This is a genomic window from Actinomycetospora aurantiaca (assembly GCF_037401875.1).
GTDB classification, from domain to species: domain Bacteria; phylum Actinomycetota; class Actinomycetes; order Mycobacteriales; family Pseudonocardiaceae; genus Actinomycetospora; species Actinomycetospora aurantiaca.
Genome location: NZ_JBBEGN010000045.1, coordinates 1 through 1,066, shown reverse-complemented (window position 1 = coordinate 1,066; position 1,066 = coordinate 1). Strand labels below are relative to the sequence as shown.

The following is a 1,066-nucleotide window of genomic DNA, read 5'->3' as shown; positions in this document are numbered from 1 at the left end:
ATCGGACGAGGCGGAAGAAGCCGCGGATCTGCTCGACGAGCGAGGTGGGTTGTTCGAGGGCGGCGAAGTGCCCGCCGTGGGGCATCTCGGCGTACCAGCGCAGGTCGGTGAAGCGTTGCTCGGCGTCGCGCCGCGACGGACGGACGATGTCGCGCGGGTAGACCGACAGCCCGGACGGCGCGGTGATCGGCAGGCGGGGGTCGGCGAAGCTCTCCCAGTACAGGCGCGCCGAGGAGGTCGCGGAGGCGGTGAACCAGTACACCGAGATCTCGTCGAGGATCGTCTGCCGGGACACGGCGGTCTCGTGGTCGCCGTCGTGGTCGGTCCAGGCCCGGTACTTCTCGGCGATCCACGCAGCTTGGCCGGCGGGGGAGTCGGTGAGGCCGTAGCCGAGGGTCTGTGGTCGGGTCATCTGGATTTCGGAGTAGCCGCGCCCGGTGCGGACCAGCTCGCGGGCGGCGTCGTGGGCGGCTTGTTCGGCGGGGGTGGGGTCGGTGAAGGTGCCGAGGGGGACCCTCCCCATATTCAGGTGCACCCCGGCGACCCGTTCGGGCGCGACCTCGCCCAGGGTGGCGGTCACCTCCGAGCCCCAGTCGCCGCCCTGCGCGCCGTACCGGTCGTAGCCCAGCGACACCATCAACGTGTCCCAGGCGCGGGCGATCCGGGGGACGCCCCAGCCCGTCGTCGTGGGCTTGTCGGACCAGCCGTAGCCGGGCAGCGACGGCGCGACGACGTGGAAGGCGTCGGCGGGGTCCCCGTCGTGGGCGCGGGGGTCGGTCAGCGGACCGAGGACGTGGAGGAACTCCAGCACCGAGCCCGGCCAGCCGTGGGTGAGGACCAGCGGGAACGCGTCGGGCTCCGGGGACCGGACGTGCAGGTAGTGGAGCCCGAGCCCGTCGACGGTGTCGCGGTACTGCGGGAAGGCGTTGACGCGGTCGGCGAACCCGAAGTCGTAGTCCTCGGCCCAACTGCGGCACAGCTCGCGGGCGTAGGCCAGCGGGACGCCCTGTGACCAGTCGTCAACCGTCTCCGGGTCGGGCCACCGGGTCCGCCGGAGCCTGTCGCG

1 protein-coding gene is annotated in these 1,066 nt (G+C 72.6%); it reads right to left on the bottom strand.

Going from position 1 to position 1,066, the window contains the following annotated elements:
• On the bottom strand, positions 1-1,066 hold a 1,066-nt coding region (locus WCD74_RS29830; protein ID WP_337698569.1), incomplete at both ends, for an epoxide hydrolase family protein.